The sequence below is a fragment of the Nitrospirota bacterium genome (genome assembly GCA_016180645.1).
Classification (GTDB): domain Bacteria; phylum JACPQY01; class JACPQY01; order JACPQY01; family JACPQY01; genus JACPAV01.
This window is the reverse complement of record JACPAV010000031.1, coordinates 1-19437: the sequence shown is the minus strand read 5'-3', so window position 1 is coordinate 19437 and position 19437 is coordinate 1. Positions and strand designations below refer to the sequence as shown.

Below are 19437 nucleotides of genomic sequence, written 5' to 3'. Positions count from 1 at the left end.
CCGATGCTGCGTCCGGCCCGCTTCGCACTGATTTTGGCGCTCATCCTCGCCGCGCGCGTCGAGGCTCTCCACGCCGCCGAGCCGAAGAACAACCATCACAAAGCCGTTCCGCCCGTCGAAGTCATCCTTCCCGAGGAGGACGTCGACTTCAAACACAAGGAAGAGGGCGGGATCTTCAAAGTCATCCGGCGGAGCATCACGCGGCTATTCGGGAAATCGGAGTCCGGAGAAAGCGAACCCAAGAAGGCGGGCAAGAAGGAGGAGAAGAAAGGCAAGAAGACCGCCAAGAAGAAAGACGAGGGCAAGGAGAAAAAGGCCGGCAAGGAAAAGGCGGCCGCCGAGACGAAGGACGCGAAGGCCAAGGAGGAGCCGAAGAAGAAGGAGCCCGGACGGGAAGTCAAGGTCGCCGAGCCGTCCAAGGAGGAAATCCACAAGGGCTTTATGGCGAAAGTCCTGGACGCGATCACGGGGCCGCTCCGAAAAGTCTACTCGATCGTCGCGGGTCTGGCCGGGAAGCCTTCCGTCGAACCGGAAGCGGAGCCGGACGCCGGGGTCGCCCAGGCGCCGGGCATGCCGCCGCCCATTCCCGGCGGCGAGAAAGCGTCAACCGGCCCCACGCCGGGATTTGCCGACGCCGCCGTCTTCCAGCGCGGCTACTCCGCCTTCCGCCGCGGTTCCTGCGGTCCGGCCACGGAGACGCTCGCGTTTCTCCTTCAGAAGTATCCCAACAGCTCCACGGCGGGACCCGCACTCTACATCATGGGCGAGTGCCTCTTCCGCATCGGACGGGCGGATCAGAATTCAGGCCGGCCGCGCCGATACAAACTCTACTACCGGTTGGCGGACAACGCATTTCGCGACGCGACCCTTCGGTTCCCCTCGTCCCCCCTGGCGGCTCACGGGTACTACCGCATCATCGAAATGGCGCAGTATCTCGGGTTCAACACCTACGTCCTCGGCATGGGCGCCTTCTTCCGCGAACAGTATCCGGACAGCGATTACCGGCCCCGCGTCGATCTCATGGTGGCCAAGTCGCAGGCCAACCTTCGGGAGTTCGACTCCAGCCGGAAAACCCTTTTGGGCGTGGTGTACGATCATCCCGACGCCGAACAAGTGACGGAGGCGATTTTCAGCCTGGCGGACCTCGATGTCATCCTCGGCCGCTACGAAGACAGCCTCACCGTTTACAACGAAGGGAACAAGCGATGGCCGCGGTTCATCCGGCTCCATCCCGAAGCGATGCTGAAGCTCGCTCTCGCCTTCGAGAAAACGCAATTCTTCGATGAAGCGCTGTCCCTCCTCTTTTACCTCCAAGGGCAATACGGCCGGCGCGAATTTGCGGACGAGGTGCAGCTCCGCATCGCCAACGTCCTCGCGCTGAAGAAGGACTACTCGAACGCCGCGAACGCTTATGCCAAAGTGGTAGGCCAGTACAAGGGGTCCGAAAGCGTCGGCTATGCGCTTCTTGGCCTCGCGGACATCGCGCTCCAGCGGCCCGTGCGCACAAAGCTCCGCGGCGGGTGGTGGGCGACCGATGAAGTCAACCCCGAAGCGATCTATCGCGGCGTGGCCCGCCATCATCCTCTCCAGCCCCAGGCTGAAGCGGCGCTGTACAAACTGTCGCTCCTGATGTTCACGCAGCGCAGGTACGACGAATCCCTCCGCGCGTTGGAGAGAATGATGAAGACCTTCCCCTACGGCCGGTTCGCGAAAGGGGCGAGGGGCGATCTGTACCACATCTTCAAAGACGGCATCGGGTACTACTACGAGGCGGGCGACTACATGACCGTCCTCAAGCTGCACGATTCCTACATCGAATCGCCTTTCCTGCGAGGGGCGTTCGACTTGGACGTGCTGTACGTGCTCGGCAAGAGTTTCTACGAAATGGGCCTGTATGCCAAGGCGAGGGAGTTCCTGTACCGCGTGATCCAGAAATGGCCGACCAAGGAAGTGGACGAGCATTGTGGATATCTCATCGGAGTCACCTATCTGCGCGAAGGGGATTTTGCGCGCGCTGAGGAAATTCTCAAGAAGCATCTTGATTTCTTTCCGAGCGGGAAATACCGGAATGAGATGCTCTACGCCCTTGGGGAAGCGACGTACAACCAAGGGAAATTCCCGGAGGCCATCGCCGCGCTGGGGCAGTTCCTGGTCGCCCAGCCCGAATCGCCCCGGGCCGTCGCCGCCTTCTACTTTATCGGGAACTCGCTCTTCACGCTGAAAAAATATCTGGAAGCTTCCGAGGCCTATGTGAGCGTGCTCGCGCTGGCCTCCAAACAGAAATCCAGGGAAGTGCCGCCCGCCGTGCTGGAGTCCCATTTCCAGCTTGCGGACAGCTTCTACATGGCCGGCCTGTATGGGCCGGCGCTCAAGGCGTACGAAGAGGCCTACCGTCTCTCTTCGAAGGGGGAGAAAGGCGAATGGGCCCAGTATCGCATGAGTTACATCAAAGAACTCCTCAAGAGCCCCAAGGAGGCATTGAAGGGATACGAGGCGCTGGCGTCGTCGCCCGACCCGATGTGGCAGACGATCAGTTCGGGTCTGAGAGATTTCGCCCGCGCCCGAGAGGTCTACCGGGGGTATTTCAAAGCCCCGGAATAGCAAAGGGCAGGAGGCCCGGAGGTGAAACATGATGGGGGAATCAGCAGCCATCCGTCAGGATGAAGAAGAGCTGATCCGGCAACGAAGGGACGTGCGGGTCCGGGCGGTGATGAACGTCCGGATGAACGTGCTGACGTCCCGCGAATTCGAAAGCGAGAAGGAACTGCTCGAGAGCCGCGCGTCGAGTTTCAACACCTACTATCGCTGGCTCACGCAGCAGCAGCCCATGGCGGGATCAAAAGAGAAGGACGACACCGGCACGCGCCTCGTCCACCTCATGTTCGATCTCCAGGGCCGCATGAACCGCGTGCTCCAGATCCTGGAACGGCAGGCCCAGGGCGCGCCGGCCTTCATCCCCGCCCGGACGATCGACGTCAGCGCGGGGGGCGTGCAACTGAACACGGTGCACCGACTCAAGGCGGGGGACAAAGTGAAACTCGTTCTTGATATTCCGCTCGCGCACGGCATCGAGATTCCGGCGCTCGGCGACGTGCGCAGCGTGGTGAACCTCGCGGCGGAACAGCCGCCGATGGTGGCCGCCGGCGTTCGTTTTGCATTCATCATCGAGGAGGACCGCGACCTGCTCGTCCGATATGTTTTCCAACGGCAGCGCGACGCCCTCCGCAGGCGCCGGATGGGGGAAGAGGAGATTTGAAATCTCAAATTTCAAATTTGAGATCTCTTCCGGGGGGTGCGGGGTGACCGAATTGGATCCCAAGACGCAGGAACAGTTCGGCGAGTTCTTCCGCGCCTGGAGCGAGGCCAGCCAGGGGCTGGAAAGGGCCTACCACGATCTGACGGGGCAGGTGGCGAGCCTCCGCGCCGAACTGGCCCTGAAGAATGAAGAACTCGCGCTCAAGACCAAACTGGCCTCGATGGGCGAAATGGCGGCGCGCATCGCCCACGAACTCCGCAACCCGCTCGGGAGCATCGAACTGTTCGCTTCCATGCTGAAACAAGACCTCGAAGGGGATCCCGAGAAACTCAACAACGCGGAACATATTCTCCTCGGGGTGAGAAGCCTTAACCGGATCGTGAGCAATCTTCTCCTCTACACGCGGTTCAACATGCCGAAGGTGAGACCCTGCGATGTGAAAGACATCGTGGATGAGGCGCTCGACTTCTCGCTCATCCTCAGCCGGCGCACAGGCGTGAACGTGGTCCGTGAGCAGGCCACGGATCGGACGCTCCTCCAGGGCGATCCCGATCTTCTGCGTCAGGTCTTCATGAACCTGATTACGAATGCCTTGGACGCCATGCCGGGGGGGGGGGCGCTGACGCTGGGCTTCCATCCGGGAAAGAACGGGGGTGCAGGAAAGGATTTGGAGGTGCGGATCTCGGATACGGGCGCAGGAATGGCCCCCGAAACCGTGGCGCGAATTTTCGATCCCTTCTTCACCACGAAGGAGGGCGGAATGGGTCTCGGCCTCGCCATCGTGCGGGAGATCGTGGAAGCCCATCGCGGCCGGGTGGACGTCCAGTCCCTGCCGGAACAAGGTTCGACGTTCAGCGTCGTGTTGCCGAGGGACTGACCATGGCTCGAATACTGGTTGTGGACGACGATGAAGGCATGCTGGTGGCCTTACGGACGAGTCTCTCGCGGCTCGGCCATGAAGTTCAGGCCGTCTCCGGGGCGAACGAGGCGCTGCAAGTGCTGGATGAAGATTCCTTCGACCTCGTCTTGAGTGACGTGAAAATGCCCGGCATCACCGGAATGGACCTCCTCCGCGAAGCGCGGCGCCGCCGGGAAGACATCTCGATCGTCCTCCTTACGGCCTACGCGACGGTGCAGGACGCCGTGGATGCCATGAAGGCCGGCGCCTCCGACTACCTCATGAAGCCCTTCTCGATCGACGTCCTCGAAAAGGTCGTGGACCGGGTCCTGACCGGCCCCACCGATTCCGCTCGAGGCCCCGAGCCGCGGGAAGCCTCCAACGGCCGGCGATCGACGGAGATCGTGACTCGGAATTCGAGAATGCGGGCCCTTCTCGACCGTGCGCGTGAAGCCGGCGAGAGTGATGCGACCGTGCTGATCCTCGGGGAAAGCGGCACGGGCAAGGAGCTTCTCGCGCGGACGATCCACGAGAGCAGCCCCCGCCGAAAGAATCCGTTCGTGGCCATCAACTGTGCCGCCCTTCCGGAGGGTCTCCTTGAGAGCGAGCTCTTCGGCTACGAAAAGGGGGCGTTCACCGGCGCCATCCGCGATCGCAAGGGCAAGTTCGAACTGGCCCACAAGGGGACCCTTCTCCTGGACGAAATCGGCGAGGTGCCGCTTCATCTCCAGGCCAAACTTCTCCGAGTGCTCCAGGAACGGGCGATCGATCGGTTGGGCTCGCGCGCGCCTCTCTCCGTGGACATCCGCGTCGTCGCCACGACCAACCGGGACCTGAAAGAAGAAATCCATGCCGGTCGCTTCCGGGAAGATCTTTTTTACCGCCTTCACGTGATTCCCCTCACGCTTCCTCCGCTCCGCGATCGCCTGGACGATCTGCCCATCCTCAGCGAACATTTCATCAAGCATTTTAACCAGAAGTACCGGCGTCGGGTGGAAGGGCTGGATCCCGCGGTTCTGGAAGCGTTCCGCTCGGCTCGATGGCGGGGGAACGTGCGCGAACTGGAAAATCTCATCGAACGCGCCGTCCTCTTTTGCAACGATCGGACGATCACGTTCCACCACCTGAAAGATGAACTCCAAACCCTCACGCTTCCGGAAGCCAGAGGACAGGGGCCGGCCGTCGGCCAATCGCTCGATCAAGTGGAACGCAACCTGATCCTTCGTACGCTCCAGTCCGTCCAGGGCAATCGCACGAAGGCGGCTAACATTCTGGGCATCAGCGTCCGAACATTAAGAAACAAGCTGCATGAGTATCGAATTGAAGCGCCCGAAGAACTCTCATAAATTGCTCGAAGATCGGCAGAACTTTCCGGATGCCCGGCAGCTTTTTCCCAGCCAACACCACGGGCAAGGGGATGCCCAAGGAAACGACGAATTTTCAGATGCTTGCGGACCGGCCTTCTGGCATGTGCATTGCGAATCAAACCTACGGAGCCAAGGATGCCAGGTATAGCTGATGCTTTGATGGGAGAGACCGGTCTGCTTTTGCAGAAGGTCATGGACTTCCGCACGCTCCAGCACAACCTCATCAGCGCCAATCTCGCGAATGCAGAGACACCGAATTACAAGGCGGTCCATGTCGATTTCGAGGGCCTCCTCCGCGAGGCGATGCGCAAGGAAGGCACCCTCCGCATGAAGATGACGGATCAAAAGCACTTCTCAGGTTTTCAATCCGATCTGGCCGGGGTTCAACCGCAGCACCTGGTGGAAGCGCCGCCGACCTCCGGAAACGACTACAACAGCGTGGATGCCGAACGCGAAATGACGCGGATGGCCGAGAACCAGATGATGTACCAAACGGCAGCCGAAATTCTGCGCGGACGCATCAATACGATTCGCACCGTCATCATGGAAAGCGGACGATAACAGGCGTGAAGGGTGAAGCGTGATGAGGGATGCGGGCGGAATCATGAGACTCTGCGAATTCCCCATCGCATCACTCCTCACCCATCACTCCTAACGATCATGGATCTATTCAGCGCGATGGAAGTCAGCTCCTCGGGGCTCTATGCCCAGAGGGTGCGGATGAACGTCATCTCGATGAACCTGGCGAACGCCCAGACCACCCGCACGGTGGAGGGCGGACCGTACCGTCGGCGGGACGTCGTGTTCGCTTCGGGGGGGCTTCACCAGAACGCGCGCAATCCGGTTTTTCCGTATATCCCCGCTCCGGAGGCCTTCAAGGAGGCTCTCCGAACGGCGCTGGGGGGGAATGAGGTCCGGAAAGTGGAAGTGGTTGACATCGTGGAAGATCCGCGAGATCCTAAGCTCGTGTACGATCCCTCCCATCCGGATGCCAATCGGGACGGCTACGTGATGATGCCCAACATCAACACCATCGAAGAAATGGTCAACCTCATGGCGGCCACCCGCAATTACGAAGCGAACGTGACGGCGATCAACGCCGCCAAAACCATGGCCCAGCGCACGCTCGCGCTCGGGCAGTAGTGACCCACCGTGATTGACGAAATCAAACTTCGAAGCATTCTCGAGCCGCTGACCTCTCCGCTCAAAGAGCCGGAGAAGAAGTCGGGGGAAGCGACGAAGTCTTTCGGCGAAGTGCTGAAGGACGCCGTCGCCTCCGTCAACGAGGTCCAACAGGACGCACAGAAGTCCGTCCAGGAACTCATGACGGGGGAGAACAAAAACCTGCATGAGACGATGATCGCGCTTCAGAAGGCGGACATTTCCTTCAAGCTCATGATGCAGATCCGGAACCGCCTCCTTGAAGCCTATCGTGAAATCAGCCGCATGCAGGCCTAATCCACAGTAGGGGCGATTAAACCAGGGGGAAAGGTGACACGGATGTCACGCAGAGAAGATGAGGGCTCATGGACCAGGACCTCCTGGACCTGCGAAGGAGCGCGACCCGACGATGGGTGGCGTCGAACGCAGTGATGAGCTCTCGTGTTTGAGCGACTTCAGCAGCTAGGCAAGCAGCTTTTCGAGCGGTTCATCAAGCTGCCCCGCCCGTACCAGATTCTGGTCGGCGCCGGCGCGGCGGTCTTGCTCCTAACCATCACCGTCCTTTCCGCCCGAAAACCGGTGGTCGATTACCAGCTCCTCTACGGCAACCTCCAGCAGGAAGAACTCGCCAAGATCAAGGCGGATCTCGACGAACAATTGATCCCCTACAAAATCAGCGCCGATGAAACGGCGATCTCCGTTCCCAAGGGCAAGGCGATGGACCTCCGGCTGTCGTTCTCCCTCAAAGGCATGCCCACGGCCGGGATCGGGTACGAGATTTTCGATCAGAAAGCCTTCGGTCTCACGGAATTCCAGCAGCGCATCAACCTCCTCCGCGCCCTCCAGGGCGAGCTTGAACGGACGATCTCCAAAATGGGCGAGATCCAGCGTGCCCGCGTCCACCTCAGCATGCCGGAAAAATCTCTCTTCATCGGGGAGGAGAAAAAGACCAGCGCGAGCGTGATGCTCCTTCTCAAGCCCGGCATGGAACTGAAAAGACACCAGGTCAAAGGCATCGTCCACCTCGTTTCCTCCAGCATCGAAGGGCTGCAAAACAAAGACGTGACGATCGTGGACAACCACGGCCGGATTCTCACCGAAGGGCTCGACGAGGGAAGCGACGGCGGCATCACCTCCACACAGATCGAGCGGCAGCAGTGGCTGGAAAAAGAGTACGAGAAGAAGATCGTCAGCATACTCGAGCCGGTCGTCGGCCCCCAGCGCGTGGTGGCCAAAGTCACCGCCGAACTGGATTGGACGCGAACGGAGCAGAAGAAGGAGGACTGGGATCCCAACCGAATCGCCACCCGGAGCGAGCAATCGGTCACGGAGAAGTTCCAGGGCGGCGCCCAGGTTCCGGTCGGCATCCCCGGCGTGCGGAGCAACATCCCGCCGGATCTGATCCCGCCCGGCGTCCAACCCTCGGAACAGAAGTACACCAAGGAACAGATCGCCACGAACTACGAGGTCACCAAGACCGTGACCATGAGTCAACTTCCCACCGGGGACGTGGCGCGGCTGACTGTGGCCGTACTCGTCGATGGCAAGTACCAGATGGTCAAGGAGGGAGGCCGGGACGTCCGCAAATTCGTCGCGCGGACCGGTGAGGAACTCCTGACCTATGAAGCGCTCGTGCGCAATTCGGTGGGCTATCGGGCGGAGCGGGGGGATGAGGTCAAAGTTGCGAGTTTCCCTCTGGCGGCGGTAAGCTCCATGGAAGACGAAATGCGCCTGCTGCGCCAGCGGGAGCGTGAAGAAATGTTGATTCGGTACAGCCTGATCGGACTCAGCATCGTGGCCTTCGCGGTGCTCTTCCTCCTCGGCATGAGGTATCTCAACCGCTGGTTGGAGGCGAAACGCGAGGCCGAGCTGGCGGCGTTGGGTGAAGAAGAGCTTGAGGAGAAGCCGATCGGCCCGCCGGAGATCCGGCTTGAGGCCGGGGCCTATCTGAAGCGCGCCCTCGAATTCGCCCGCAAGGATCCCCGCATGGCCGCGGAGATCCTCCGCCAGTGGCTCAAGAAATAGCGCTCGGCTGACCGCCGTAGCCGCATTTTCCCGCCTTTGATAGAGTACGGACGTGGATGTCTTCCTCGCTCAACCTCGCGGTTTCTGCGCGGGAGTGGACCGTGCCATCGAGATCGTGGAACTGGCCTTGGATGCGTTCGGACCGCCGGTCTACGTGCGCCATGAAATCGTGCACAACAATCATGTCGTCAACCGCCTGCGGGAAATGGGCGCCCGGTTTGTGGATGACCTGGCCCAGGTTCCCGAACGCTCGATCCTGATCTTCAGCGCCCACGGTGTCTCGCCCGCAGTGCGGGACGAGGCCCGCAGGCGGAATCTCCGGACCATCGATGCCACATGCCCGCTCGTCACGAAAGTTCACATCGAGGCCGTTCGTCTGGCGCGCTCGGGCTACCGGGTGCTGCTCATCGGCCATCGCACTCATGTGGAGGTGGAGGGAACACTGGGCGAGGCGCCGGATGCCATCGAGGTCATCGGAACCGTGAGGGAGGCGCAGGAGGTGCGCGTCCCCGATCCCGACCGCGTGGCCTGCGTAACTCAGACCACGCTCAGCGTGGACGATACGAAAGAGATCGTGGAGGTGCTTCGCCGGCGGTTTCCGGGCCTGCGGGAGCCGAAAAAGGACGACATCTGCTACGCGACACAAAACCGGCAGAACGCCGTGAAAGAGCTGTGCGAAGAAGCCCGGGTCGTTCTCGTGGTCGGCTCCCCGGAGAGCTCCAACTCCAACCGGCTGGTGGAGGTGGCGGTGGCGAGGGGAGCCCGCGCGCACCTGATTCAGAATGCGGACGATATACGAGGCGAGTGGTTGGCGGGCGCCGAGTGCGTAGGCGTAACAGCCGGGGCGTCTGCGCCTGAGGATCTCGTGCGAAAAGTCATCGAGCGCCTGAAAGAGCTGGGGGCAATCTCCATCCGCGAGATCCGGACCGCCGAAGAGAGCATCGAGTTTGCCCTTCCGCCGGAACTCCGGCACATGGCGGCTATCGAGGTTCGGCCTCGATAGCCGCCGCTGTACCCGCCTGGCTGCCCCCCGACTTCTTCGCAGAGTGCAGACTTTTCTCCGCCCTCTCGATAAGCGTGGACCAGTCCGTCTTCCCCCCTTCTCCGGTGGGGGCCGTGTGGGGGTCGTAAACGGCTACGCCGCAACTCAGGGTGACGGCCTGAGGCTGATCGTCGGCGATCGTTTCCTTGCCGCACTTTTCCACCAGCCGATGGGCCGCCCCTTCCGCGCCCTCCACATCGGCTCCCGGCAGGATCGCCAGAAACTCCTCCGCCCCGTACCGTCCCAGGAGATCCATCGTGCGAAGTTGGGTTCGTAGAAACCGGCCGACCTGGCGATACAGCTCCGTGTTCTTTGGGCCGGAGTCCCCCGCCGGAAGATGGGCCAGTTGGTCCACCGAGAGCAGGAGGACGGCCACGGGAATGCGATCCGCCCGGGCGTGGGCGATTTCCAATTGCAGCAGCTCGACCATGTAGGCCTGGGTATACAGCTCGGAGGAGGCGTCGCGCGCCTCACCTTCGTCCTTAAGCCAGTAGCGACCCTGGAGGCGGTCCGTCAGCCGTTTCTGTTCGTCGTCCTGTGTGTGAAGAAACAGGCTCCGAATGAGCATGAGTGGGAAGGCAGTCACCGGCACGTCTTCACGGATGATGACGTCCACCGCGCCGTCCTGGAGGAACCGGTCGGTGAACTCCATATCCGACCGTGAACAGATGGTGACGAGCGGGACGTGCCGCTGCTGTGAGAGGGTGTGAACGAGCTCCAGCGTGAAGAAGTCCTCCGTGCTGGCATCGACGATGACCAGCGCGAGGCCGTCCAACGACGCGGAGATGCCCTCCTTCGCGCTCTTCGCCCAATCCACGCGCCAGCCGTCGTGTTCGAGGACCTCGACGAGGTCTTTTCCATAGACCGGATCTTCCTCCACGAGAAGGAGTCTTTTTCCAGGATCCTGCATGGTGTGGCTTCATTATCTATGGGGGGGGGCAAAACTCAAGTGGAGAATGGGGCCTCGCGGTTCCGGGAAGTTGACGCCCCACGGTGATTCCGTCATAAATCTTCCCGATGCTGAAACCCTATGGTTCTTCCTTTCGTCGCCCCCGGAGCTGAGCGGAGGGGACGATGGAACGCAAGGTCACGGTCGTCATCGGCGCGCTTCCCGAGGTGCAGGGCTTTGCCCTCGCGCGTTTTTCCCGCTCCAAACCCGAGACTTCTTTCGCGGATTGGATCCTCACCTTGAGCCAGGAACGAGCGGAAACCTTCTATGAACAGTTCTATCACAAGTACGGCCATGCCTCGATTGCCGACCTGGCGCACGTGGGCCTTGCGGTCGAACATGTTTCGATCGTGGCCGCAATCACGCTCCTGGACGAACCCCTGCTGGATGCGCAGGAAAGGTCAACCCGCTACATGGATTTTACCCACGCCTCGTTCCACACCCCCCGGGAGATCGCAGGCACCCCACACCAGCAGACCTACGAATCGCTTGGTGCCCAGCTCTTCGAAGAGTACCGCTCTTTCCACGACTCCTTCGTGTCCTTCCTGGCCGCCAAGTTCGGTCCAACCCGCTCTCCGCGGATGGACGACAAGGCCTTCCAGGAAACGGTGAAGGCCAAGGCCTTCGATCTGGCTCGGTATCTCCTGCCTTCGTCCACTCTGACGGGCGTTGGAATCGTGGCCAGCGGTCGAACGCTGGAGCGTCACATCGCCCGTCTGCTTAGCAACGAACTCGCCGAGATGCGGGAAATTGGCGGCGAAATGAAATCGGCGCTCACCGCTCGTGCCGCGCTCAATCCGGTGCATCTCCGGGTTGGGGAAACTCTGGCCAAGGCCGGGGCGGCGGATTGGAGCACGGGCGATCTCCGGAAAGAGATCGACTTCCATACCTACAAAGACTGCGTCCCGCTGCCCACGCTGGTGAAATACGCTGAGGCCCGGCCCTATGCGAGCCGAATGCGGGGGCGCATGCGGGAGTGGATCGGGAGGAAACTGCGGGACCTGCCGGGGCCGGAAGGCGGACGCGGCGTGGCCCTGTGCCATCCGGATTCGATCGAGGCCGAGATGGCCGCCGGGCTCCTCTATTCGGAGTTGCCTCACTCCTTCGGGCAGATCGCGGGCTTTCTCAGGAGCAAACCCAAACTCCGCGACGAACTGGTCGCCCTGGCCTTCGAAGATCGGGATCCGAAGGACGATCCACCCCGGGAGACCGCGGCAGGGTTTGAGCTCGTGTTCGACATCTGCATGGACAATGGCTCCTTCCGCGACCTCCACCGGCACCGGAACATGGTTCAGATTCTCAAGCCCTTCGACCATCGACTGGGATACGATACGCCGGAAGAGGTCCACGAAGCCGGCCTGCACGAACGATATCATCGAATTCACCAGGATGTGATCCAGTTCGCCCAACGCCTCCACGCGGACGTCCCGGCCGCCGTCGAATACGTCCTGCCGCTCTCCTTCCGTCGCCGCGCCCTGTTCAAGATGACGTTCAAACAGCTCCAGTACCTGGTGGAACTCCGGAGCAAGCCCAGCGGCCACTTTTCCTATCGCGACATCGCCCGTCAAATACACACCGCTTTCAAGGAGGTCCATCCGGCCCTGGCCGGCCTCATCCGCGTTTCCCCTTTCCGCCCCGAGGACTTCTTCGTTCGCTGATCCCTTCCCCCCCGATGGCGCGCGGCCATTTGACAAGGGGTGACAAATTCATAAAATCCCTCATCCGAAGTACTGAAATCATGATCGAAGCGAAAGGACTCTCGAAATACTACGGCGAGTTCCCAGCGCTGAAGGGAATCTCGTTTCAGATCTCCCGCGGCGAGATCGTGGGATTTCTCGGGCCGAACGGCGCGGGAAAAACCACGGCCATGCGCATTCTCACGGGCTATCTCAAGCCCACCGCCGGTCAGGCCACCGTGGCAGGGGTGGACGTTCTCGAACATCCCATCGAGGTCCAGAAGAAAATCGGATACCTCCCGGAAACGAATCCGCTGTACCAGGATATGGTCGTGTCCGATTACCTCGATTTCATCGGTGACGTCCGCAAACTGTCCAAGAGCCGGCGCGCCGAACGCATGAAAATCATGATCAAGAAGTGCGGTCTGGAGAATGTCCTCAAGAAGTCGATTGGAGAACTGTCCAAGGGCTTCCGTCAGCGCGTGGGGCTGGCCCAGGCCCTGATCCACGATCCCGAACTTCTCATCCTCGACGAACCGACCTCGGGGCTCGATCCCAAGCAGATCATCGAGATCCGCGAGCTGATCAAGTCGCTCGGCAAGGAAAAGACCGTCGTTCTCTCGACCCACATCCTCCCTGAAGTCCACGCCACCTGCGAACGCGTGGTCATTGTCAACGAGGGCTCCATCGTGGCCATCGGCAACACGGGAGAGCTCCAGAATCGGGTCGGCTCGAAAGGGACGGTCATCGCGAGAATCCGGGGGCAGGAAGCCCAGGTGCTCCAGCACCTTCGATCCATCTCGGGCGTGAGCGACGTTCGGCCGGCCGCCGATTCGATGGGGATCAAGGTGGATGGCATCGGACGGTACGAAATTCGCTGCTCGGAACCGGAGGAGACCGCCGAGCTGATTTTCAAGGCCGCCTCGCAGAATGGATGGGCGTTGCGAGAGCTCCACGCCGAGCAGGCGAGCCTGGAAGACATCTTCCTTAAACTGACGACGAAGGAATAGGGCGAAATGAAGACCACCTGGGCCATCGCGCGAAGAGAGTTCCTCACCTATTTCAACTCGCCGATCGCCTACGTTTTTATCACCGTGTTTCTGGCTTTTTCCACCTGGCTGTTCTTCCGTTCTTTCTTTCTCTTCGGCCAGGCCGAGATGCGGTCATTCTTCGTCCTTCTCCCATGGACCTTCCTGGTGTTCATCCCCGCCGTGACCATGCGCCTCTGGGCGGAGGAACGGAAGATGGGCACGTTCGAGCTTCTCATGAGCTTTCCGGTGACCACCGTGCAGTCCGTGCTCGGAAAGTTCGTCGCCGGCGTGGCCTTCGTGCTGATCGCGCTGGCCCTGTCGTTCCCCCTCCCGGCGGCCGTCGCGTATCTCGGCGACCCGGATTGGGGACCGATCCTCGGCGGCTATGCGGGGGCGTTGCTCATGGCGTCCGCCTACATCGCCGTCGGCTGCTTCCTCTCCTCGATCACCGAGAACCAGATCATCGCGTTCATTCTCACCGCGCTCTCGCTGTTCTTCCTCTATGTCTTGAGCGACGACATCATCCTGTCCGCGCTGCCGGGCTTCCTCGTGTCGGCCGCCTCCTTCCTGGGTGTGTCGAGCCACTACGAAAACGTGGCGCGCGGCCTGTTGGATTCAAGGGATGTGCTCTATTTCCTTTCGATCATGATCCTGGGCTTGCTCCTCAATACATACGCGATCGAGGTGCGGCGATGGCGGTGATCCCCGCCCATGCCGAATCGAGGTGGCACTATGTATACCTGCTTCGCAGCAGGGCGACCGACAAATTCTACATTGGGTGCACGAACAATTTGAGAAGACGGCTGGAAGAACATTCCAGGGGGAAAAGTGTGACGACCAAGCGAATGCGACCCCTTGAGCTAATTTACTTTGAAGGGTTCCGGTCGGCGGACGACGCGTGGCGGCGGGAGAAGCACCTGAAATATTTTGGGAGCACTATGGCCCGATTGAAATCAAGATTGAAAGGTACGTTGACGGCATGGGCGGGGTAAAGGCGCGTCGGAAATACAAGACCATAGGGCAATACTCGCTCCTGACGTTTCTGGCCGCCGCCGTTCTTTTCCTCGCGAACTTGGTCTCTCTGCGGTTGTTCTTCCGGGCGGACCTGACGGACAAGAACATGTACACCCTGTCCGATTCGACCAAGAAGAAACTCCGCTCGCTCGATGACGTCGTCACGATCAAGGTCTACTACTCCAAGAAGCTCCCACCCGAACTCGCCGGTCTGGAACGCAGCACCCGGGACATCCTTGGCGAATTCCGCGCCCACTCCCGCGGCAAGCTCCAATACCGATTCTTGGACCCGGACAACAGCGACGAGGCCCGGACCGATGTGAATCAACTCGGGATCCAACCGCTCTCCCTCACGGTCCGTACCAAAGACAAGTTGGAAGCCCTCAAGGCGTACATCGGCATGGGCGTCTTCTACCTGGATAAGTCCCAGGCGATTCCGTTCGTCAAAGACATTACCAACATGGAATACGATTTGATGTCGGCCATCCTTCGCGTCATGTCGGAGAAGGACCACGGCCTAACCTTCCTGACGGGACACGGTGAGAAAGACCTCCAAGACGACTATCAGCATTTCAAAATGGTCCTCGATCAGTCCTACCGCGTGGACACCCACGACACCAGCAGCGGCGTTCCCCTCCCGGCCACAACGGACACCTTGATCGTGGCCTCCCCGAAGGATCTGAAGGACCAGGACAAGTTCGAAATCGACCAGTTCCTCATGCAGGGAAAATCCGTGGTCTTCCTGCTCGATCCGGTCGATTTGGACAAGAAAACGTTCATGGCCAACCCCAAGCCGCACAATTTGGGCGACCTCCTGGAACACTACGGTGTGCGCGTGAACACAAACCTGGTGGAGGATGTGAGCGCCGGCATGGCCTCATTCTCGCAGGGCTACTACAACTTCACCGTGCCCTATCCGTTCTTCATCAAGGTGCTTCCCACCGGAATGTCGAAAGAGAATCCGGCGGTGAAAGGCGTGGAGTCGATCCTCCTGTATTGGGCCAGCTCACTCGACCTCCTCAAGAAGACGGAGGAAGGCCTGAAAGTGGAGGAGCTCCTCTCCACCACGGACAAAGCCTGGTCCCAGCAGGGCGGGTGGTTCAACGTGGGCCCCCAGCAGTCGCCGACCGGAGATCGCAAATCGTTCGTGATCGCCGCCGCGCTGACGGGAAAGTTCAAGAGTTTCTACGCAGGGAAGACCCCGCCCCCGATCCCCGGGAAGTCGGTTCAGGAAAGCCGGTCGGTCTTGGAAGAAACGTCCAGCGGCAAAGTCGTCGTCATCGGCGATTCGGAATTCCTGGCCAATCAAGCCCTTCGTGATCGGAGCACGGGAGGGAATGTCCAGTTCATGATGAACCTGGTTGACTGGGTTACCCTGGGGGAGGATCTGATCGGCATCCGCTCGAAGGTGGGCGTGGACCGCCCTCTCCGGGAAACCACCGAGAACGAACGGATGACGATCAAGATACTGGTCACGGTCTTGGTGCCCTTCCTCCTGATTGCCTACGGCCTCCTTCGCTACTATCTGCGCAAGCGCGAGCAAAAAATATACGCCCAGCTCCGCGAACAGGCCTCCGCCGCCTCCTGATGAAGAAGATCTACCTCCTCCTGGCGGGAGCCATCGTCATCCTCGGCGCCACCGCGTTTTTTGTGCAGGACCCGATGGGCCTGTTCGAAAAAGAGACATCGGGCCGTGTCGAGATCCTCAAGTCGGTCGATACGAAGCTGTGGTCGTCACTCCAAATCAAGTCGCCTTCGGGCACTACGGAACTGGTTCGTGAAGCGGAAGGGTGGAAGGTCAAAACCGTACGGAACTACAAGGCGGAAGAGACCGCTGTGAAAAACCTTCTCGATCAGCTCGGTCAACTCAAGGAAGGCGAGGTGGCGTCGCGCAACAAGAGCAAGCACGACGTGTTCGAGGTGAGCGAGGTGAAGGGAACTGAGATCAAAGGCGGAGGCCCCAAGGGGGAAGGGGCGCTGGACATCATCATCGGCAAGACGGATCCGGGTGGCCGGACGTTTCTCCGGGTGTCGGGAAAGGATGAAGTGTATCGCGTTTCCGCCCCCATTCGCAGCACTCTCCGGTCGGCGCCTTCCGACTGGCTCGATAAGAAACTTTTCTCATTCACGCAGAACGAGATCGACCGGTTGTCGTTGTCTTGGGAAGGAAAAGCTACCGCGCTCCAGCGAATGGATGACTCCCATTGGCAAATCCTGGAGCCGCACAAGGCGCCGGCGGATGCGGATGTTCTCAATGGTATCGCCTCCAACCTGGTCAATTTCAGCTTCACGGACTTCGAGCCGGAAGGAACGACTCTCACCGCGCCGGTGGGAATGGTGGAAATCACCCTGAAGGACGGCCGAAAGCGAAAAGCGATTTTCTCGCGCGAGAAAGATCAGAGCCACTACCGCGGCCAGGTGGACGACGGAGCGAACGTATTCAAGATTTCCGAGGGGGTCGTGCTCGGCCTGCGCAAGCCGATCGACGAGCTCTACGAGAAACGGCTACTCCGGAATTCGCCGGATGACATCACGGAATTCACATTGGAGCATAAACAGACGCTGACCGCGAAGAAGAAAGACAACGGGGACTGGGAGTTGGTCGCTCCTGAAAAAGCGGACGCCAAGAAGGAAGTCGCGCAGGAAGTGTGCTCCACCATTGCGAACCTCAAAGCGGATCAAGCGATCTACGATGAAGCCAAGAAAGGCTACGGATTCAAGGACCGGCGGCTCAAGTCGACGTTCGTCCTCAAGGACGGATCAAGAAAAGAATTCCTCTGGGGCAGCAAGGCCAAGGATGGGAAGATACACGTCACTCTTGGAGGCTCACCGCTTGTCTACCTCGTCCCGGAGACCAATCTCACTACCCTGAGCCAAGCCCCCTCCGATTTGAAGAAGTAGCGCGTTCGCATGAAAATCGTCTCGCTCCTCCCGTCCGCGACGGAAATTCTGCGGAAGCTTGGCCTGGAGAAATCCCTCATCGGTGTGACGGACAAGTGCTACGTGAAGGGCAAGCGCGTGGTCCTGCGCGCGCGGGTGGGGAACGGCAACGGCGCGCAGATCGATGCGGAGGTCCGGGAGATGATGAATAATCATCAGCCGCTCTACGATCTGGACTGGGAGTTTCTCGCCAAGGCCGGCCCCGACGTGATCATCACTCAGGACCTTTGCCACGTGTGTTCTTTGACAACCCCGGAGCTGAATCGCGAATTGCACCGGCTTCCCGTAAGGCCCAAGGTGCTCTCCCTGTCCCCGAAAAACCTTGCCGATGTGCTGTTTGACATCAATCTCGTCGGGAAAGTTACGGAGCGAAAGGTGGTGGCGGGCCGGCCGCTTGCCCTACCGTTCGGGGAAACCCGTCTTCGTGTTGGATGAGCGGTATTTCGCCTGTCCGGGTCCCGGCATCGTGGACGGCGTCGAGATATTGGCACGGATACTTCATCCGGAACTGAAACGCCGTGTGCCTCGTGAAAGCTGGCGGCGGGTCCACTAAGAGTGCGTCCGGAAACTCACCTGCCGTAGGGGAGGACATTCAGGTCCTCCCTGCTTGGGAGCAGCTAAAGCTGCTCCCCTACACGCTGCTTGCTCCCAGGCAACGAACCGGCTCATTTGGCATTTCTGGACATGTCCGGACGCACTCTAAGCCGCCCGGCAAAAGTTTTTGCGTGTAGGGAGGCGTTTCGTAGGGGCGGGGTTCACCCCGCCCTCTTGTCGGCCTGACCGCTGATAACTTCGAAAGGAATACACATGAGCAAGATCTATGATTTCAAGAACAAAGTCGCGATCGTGACGGGGGCCTCGCGGGGCATCGGGAAGGCCATTGCCGCGGGATTGGCGGCGGGAGGCGCGAAACTCGTCCTGACGAGCCGAAAGGAACCGGAGCTTCGCGCGGCAGCGGACGAAATCAAGCGCGATGGAGCCGAGATCCTTGTCCATCCGGCGCATGTCGGGCGTGAGGAAGAGATCCAGCGACTTGTGGAGACCGCCCATTCGACCTTCGGCCGCATCGATTGTCTCGTGAACAACGCGGGAACGAACCCCACCATGTCCATGCTGCTCGATACGAGCGTGGAAGTGTGGGACAAGATTTTCGGACTGAACGTGCGCGGCTACTTTCTCATGTCGAAGTTTGCCGTGGCCCACATGACCGAAGGGGGCGCCATCGTCAACGTCTCGTCCACCGCCGGCCTCCGTCCCATGCCGGGACTTGGCGTGTACTCGGTCAGCAAGGCGGCCGTCATCCACTTGACCAAGACGATGGCCTTCGAATTGGCCTCCCGGAAAATCCGCGTGAACGCGATCGCGCCGGGACTCATCAAGACGAAACTCTCCTCGGCTCTCTGGGAGAACGAGGCGATCTACAGCGAAGTCATGAAACACACCCCTCTGGATCGGATGGGCGACCCGGAGGAAGTAGCTGCCGCCGCATGCTATTTGCTTTCATCAGAATCCGCCTACATCACGGGCCACACCCTCGTCCTCGACGGCGGTGCTACCATCTGAATACCTGTACATCTTGCCGCCCCCGGTGCGTGGCGGAGGGGGCGACCCTTGTGGAGGACAGGATGTCCACAATGTGCGGAAAGGGCCGTGACCGTGATGGGAACGGTCCTTTCGACCTTTTGGGTGGACAGGATGTCCACGATAGGCGGAAAGGGCCGCCACAATTGCCGATAGATAACTAACACCCTGTCACGGGCCTGAATTTTTCGTGTCGTTTGTTCTTGACAGCCTGAGGAGCGTGGGGTAACAGTGGCTTCATGCGTCATCTCGTGTGGAATGATGCTTGGAGGGTACGGCATGGGGAGCATCGGAGAACCCCGGAGAACCCCGGAGAACCCCGGAGAACCCCGGAGAACCCCGGAGAACCCCGGAGAACCCCGGAGAACCCCGGAGAACTGATCCTCCCTCGCCGATAAATCTTGGTAGGCGCGGGCTTTACGCCCGCGTCCGCTCACTCACCACTTGCCTCTTACTACTCACCCTCTTCGCCTCCTGCACCGATGGAGGCGGCTGCC

At 60.4% G+C, this 19437-nt stretch carries 18 protein-coding genes; 17 read left to right on the top strand and 1 reads right to left on the bottom strand.

Annotation, left to right across the window (positions count from 1 at the left end):
- Window positions 1–3 precede the first annotated feature (3 nt).
- The 9 genes from HYT87_16540 (at window position 4) to ispH (ending at window position 9710) form a co-directional block, all read left to right on the top strand.
- Window positions 4–2601, top strand: a complete 2598-nt coding sequence (locus tag HYT87_16540; protein ID MBI2061348.1) for a tetratricopeptide repeat protein — start codon at window positions 4–6, stop codon at window positions 2599–2601.
- A 28-nt stretch (window positions 2602–2629) separates the two neighbouring features.
- Window positions 2630–3256, top strand: coding sequence for a PilZ domain-containing protein (locus HYT87_16535; protein MBI2061347.1), 627 nt, complete (start codon window positions 2630–2632; stop codon window positions 3254–3256).
- 43 nt (window positions 3257–3299) lie between these two features.
- A complete protein-coding gene (locus tag HYT87_16530) occupies window positions 3300–4133 on the top strand; it encodes a hypothetical protein (GenBank protein MBI2061346.1) in 834 nt (277 codons plus the stop codon).
- Between the two features lie 2 nt (window positions 4134–4135).
- Window positions 4136–5500, top strand: coding sequence for a sigma-54-dependent Fis family transcriptional regulator (locus HYT87_16525; GenBank protein MBI2061345.1), 1365 nt, complete (start codon window positions 4136–4138; stop codon window positions 5498–5500).
- A 156-nt stretch (window positions 5501–5656) separates the two neighbouring features.
- Window positions 5657–6082 carry a flagellar basal body rod protein FlgB gene (gene flgB, locus HYT87_16520; protein MBI2061344.1) on the top strand — a complete coding sequence of 142 codons (426 nt, stop codon included), beginning with the start codon at window positions 5657–5659 and terminating at the stop codon, window positions 6080–6082.
- 99 nt (window positions 6083–6181) lie between these two features.
- The gene (gene flgC, locus HYT87_16515; GenBank protein ID MBI2061343.1) at window positions 6182–6664 is read left to right on the top strand and encodes a flagellar basal body rod protein FlgC; all 483 of its coding nucleotides are present in this window, start codon (window positions 6182–6184) and stop codon (window positions 6662–6664) included.
- A gap of 9 nt (window positions 6665–6673) precedes the next feature.
- The gene (fliE, locus tag HYT87_16510; GenBank protein MBI2061342.1) at window positions 6674–6979 is read left to right on the top strand and encodes a flagellar hook-basal body complex protein FliE; all 306 of its coding nucleotides are present in this window, start codon (window positions 6674–6676) and stop codon (window positions 6977–6979) included.
- A gap of 144 nt (window positions 6980–7123) precedes the next feature.
- Window positions 7124–8707, top strand: coding sequence for a flagellar M-ring protein FliF (gene fliF, locus HYT87_16505; protein MBI2061341.1), 1584 nt, complete (start codon window positions 7124–7126; stop codon window positions 8705–8707).
- Window positions 8708–8759: 52 nt separating this feature from the next.
- Window positions 8760–9710 (top strand): 4-hydroxy-3-methylbut-2-enyl diphosphate reductase, encoded by a 951-nt coding sequence (gene ispH / locus HYT87_16500; GenBank protein ID MBI2061340.1) that lies wholly within the window; start codon window positions 8760–8762, stop codon window positions 9708–9710.
- On the opposite strand, the gene HYT87_16495 is transcribed toward ispH, so the two are convergent.
- Window positions 9688–10659 carry a diguanylate cyclase gene (locus HYT87_16495; protein ID MBI2061339.1) on the bottom strand — a complete coding sequence of 324 codons (972 nt, stop codon included), beginning with the start codon at window positions 10657–10659 and terminating at the stop codon, window positions 9688–9690. The two genes, ispH and HYT87_16495, sit on opposite strands and share 23 nt — an antisense overlap.
- A 164-nt stretch (window positions 10660–10823) precedes the next feature.
- Between HYT87_16495 and HYT87_16490 the strand changes: the two genes are divergently transcribed.
- The 8 genes from HYT87_16490 to HYT87_16455 all read left to right on the top strand — a co-directional run bounded on the left by HYT87_16490 (window position 10824) and on the right by HYT87_16455 (window position 18922).
- Complete coding sequence (locus HYT87_16490; GenBank protein ID MBI2061338.1) at window positions 10824–12356, top strand: FAD-dependent thymidylate synthase; 1533 nt, start codon at window positions 10824–10826, stop codon at window positions 12354–12356.
- A gap of 80 nt (window positions 12357–12436) precedes the next feature.
- Window positions 12437–13384 (top strand): ATP-binding cassette domain-containing protein, encoded by a 948-nt coding sequence (locus HYT87_16485; protein ID MBI2061337.1) that lies wholly within the window; start codon window positions 12437–12439, stop codon window positions 13382–13384.
- A 6-nt stretch (window positions 13385–13390) separates the two neighbouring features.
- Window positions 13391–14107 (top strand): ABC transporter permease, encoded by a 717-nt coding sequence (locus HYT87_16480; GenBank protein MBI2061336.1) that lies wholly within the window; start codon window positions 13391–13393, stop codon window positions 14105–14107.
- A complete protein-coding gene (locus HYT87_16475) occupies window positions 14098–14397 on the top strand; it encodes a GIY-YIG nuclease family protein (protein MBI2061335.1) in 300 nt (99 codons plus the stop codon). The genes HYT87_16480 and HYT87_16475 overlap by 10 nt, the downstream gene beginning before the upstream one ends.
- Window positions 14385–16007 carry a Gldg family protein gene (locus tag HYT87_16470; GenBank protein ID MBI2061334.1) on the top strand — a complete coding sequence of 541 codons (1623 nt, stop codon included), beginning with the start codon at window positions 14385–14387 and terminating at the stop codon, window positions 16005–16007. The genes HYT87_16475 and HYT87_16470 overlap by 13 nt, the downstream gene beginning before the upstream one ends.
- A complete protein-coding gene (locus HYT87_16465; protein MBI2061333.1) occupies window positions 16007–17320 on the top strand; it encodes a DUF4340 domain-containing protein in 1314 nt (437 codons plus the stop codon). Before HYT87_16470 ends, HYT87_16465 begins: the two co-directional genes overlap by 1 nt.
- 9 nt (window positions 17321–17329) lie before the next feature.
- Window positions 17330–17794, top strand: coding sequence for a hypothetical protein (locus HYT87_16460; GenBank protein MBI2061332.1), 465 nt, complete (start codon window positions 17330–17332; stop codon window positions 17792–17794).
- 372 nt (window positions 17795–18166) lie between these two features.
- Entirely contained in the window at window positions 18167–18922 is a 756-nt protein-coding gene (locus tag HYT87_16455) for an SDR family oxidoreductase (protein MBI2061331.1), read from the top strand.
- Window positions 18923–19437 lie beyond the last annotated feature (515 nt).